The 1982-nt window shown below is 45.2% G+C and carries 3 protein-coding genes; 1 reads left to right on the top strand and 2 read right to left on the bottom strand.

Going from position 1 to position 1982, the window contains the following annotated elements:
• Positions 1-511, top strand: a 511-nt coding sequence (locus tag IQ242_RS23540) for a transposase (protein ID WP_228021181.1), incomplete at its 5' end; no start/stop codon positions are given.
• A 48-nt stretch (positions 512-559) separates the two neighbouring features.
• Here IQ242_RS23540 and IQ242_RS23535 read toward each other — a convergent pair.
• Positions 560-937 (bottom strand): hypothetical protein, encoded by a 378-nt coding sequence (locus IQ242_RS23535; protein WP_002769310.1) that lies wholly within the window; start codon positions 935-937, stop codon positions 560-562.
• 42 nt (positions 938-979) lie between these two features.
• Positions 980-1867 (bottom strand): alpha/beta fold hydrolase, encoded by an 888-nt coding sequence (locus IQ242_RS23530; protein ID WP_193961618.1) that lies wholly within the window; start codon positions 1865-1867, stop codon positions 980-982.
• Positions 1868-1982 lie beyond the last annotated feature (115 nt).

Here is a 1982-nt window from a genome sequence, read left to right as displayed (position 1 = left end):
CAGACAGGAGCCAGAAAAAGATATTTATCAGAAAAGTCATGAGCAAGCTAGAGGTTTAAAGACTGAGCGGGTTCCAATTATTTTTATTAATAAATATTTGACACAATTCATACCAGGTAAGCAAGAGAGCTACGCCACTACTACCGAATCATTACCAAATCGGAAGTTGTCCCGTGCTATATCAGACTTAGGATGGCGTTCTTTTCGAGATATGCTATCGGCAAAGTCTGATAAATATGGGCGTGATTTTCGGATAATTTCCCGATGGGAGCCAACGTCTCAGCGATGTTCCTGTTGTGGGAATATCGGCGGTAAGAAAGCGTTAAATATCCGTGAGTGGGAATGTCTTTTCTGTGGGACTTTCCATGATCGAGACATCAATGCTGCGGTAAATATCAAGGTCGCCGGTGGGCAATCGGAGACTTTAAACGGACGGGTCGGAAAGCGTAAGACTTCTGTTAAAGAAGCAGCGTCCTGTGAAGCGTTAACCCCATTGACGCGACCATTCTAAAAAGGTGGCGTGGTGAGGAATCACCGTCCGTTTACGGCGGTGAGGATGTCAACGGTTAGAAAGAGCGCATTTTCCCCGCGACCAACCCCATTCTTCCACTCCCACGGAAATTTGCGAACCGGGACGGACATCTCCTTTCGATAAGTCTATCAGAGTCACACTGACTGCGGCGAATAGACTGCCACGATAAATCGGTTGTCCTTTGTTGTTAGTATTTTTAAAACTAAGGCTAGAAACTTGGGGGGGTTGACCGGAACGCGTCCAGCGAATGCGTTCAAAACGTCCATTGAGAAATTCTGCCGAATAGGACCAACCGTTATTCATGCGGCCTTGACAAAAAAGCTGTTGTGTGGCTACAGTAGCAGGAATATTGACAGATAAACTCAGAAGGCTGAATGTACCGAGAGCGATCGGCAAAAATTTCATAAAAGTTGGCACTATAGGGTCAAATAATCCCATTATAAGTTTTTAGATCGCAAATTTAAGTATCGCGGCCGCGGTAAGTTCTGGTTTTTCGAGGTGGGGAACATGACCACAGCGAGGAATCCAGACCAGTTGATTATTGGGCAAAGCCTGCTGAAATTTCTTCGCGTCTTTTGTGCCTAAGATTTGATCGTTTTCTCCCCAAATAATCAGAGTTTCTCGGTTTATTTGGCTTAATTTTGGTAAAAATGCCCCATAACCGCCACTTTTGGTAAAAGAGATTAAAGCCTCACTCCAGTGGGGACAATTTAAGTGCAGATTAGCACAGGTGCAAGCATCAACAGTGGCCAAAGTTTGATCGAAATAGGCAGTACGACTGATATTTTGACGCACGCGGGGATTGGCTAAAAAATTAGTTGCCCACTTATCGAGGGGAGAAAACATCAATTTACCCAAAACTGGGGGATTAGCTAGTCCTGCGCTGTCAATGAGGACTAATTTCGCCACTATTTCCGGGTAGGAGAGGGCAAAATCGAGGGCCACTGCACCCCCCATGGAAGCACCGACTAAAATCAGCGGTTTGGCGATCGCAGTTTGCCAGAAATGGTAAAGATGGCTTTTAATAGTTTTCGGAGATACTTCTAAATCTGGCTCTCGCTCAGTAAAACCGAAGCCGAGTAGATCTATCGCCCAAGTTTCCCTATTTTGGGCGAGTAAAGGTAGTAAACGCCGAAATTCCAGCAGGGAACTATCAAAACCGTGCAGGAGGAGAAAAGGCGGTTGACCTTGCCCTTGTTGACTATAGGTAGTTAGAATCGATCGAGGATAGATGGGGCTATCGATGGCAATTTGTTGGATATTTTCGAGGAGAGCAAGGGAGGTATCTTCGCTCAATCCCTCGCTAACAGTGGGTAAAAAGTTAGGATAATTCACGGATGAGGGGGACAGTTTTTTCTAGATTTTCCGAGCATCGGCGTTGATTTTATCAGCCTGTATCCAAGATTTCCGGTCAAAAAAACCCAGGCTGATAACTGATAGCTGAAAGTTA

The organism is Microcystis sp. LEGE 08355 (genome assembly GCF_015207185.1).
GTDB classification, from domain to species: domain Bacteria; phylum Cyanobacteriota; class Cyanobacteriia; order Cyanobacteriales; family Microcystaceae; genus Microcystis; species Microcystis panniformis.
This window is presented reverse-complemented; position numbering and strand designations above follow the sequence as displayed.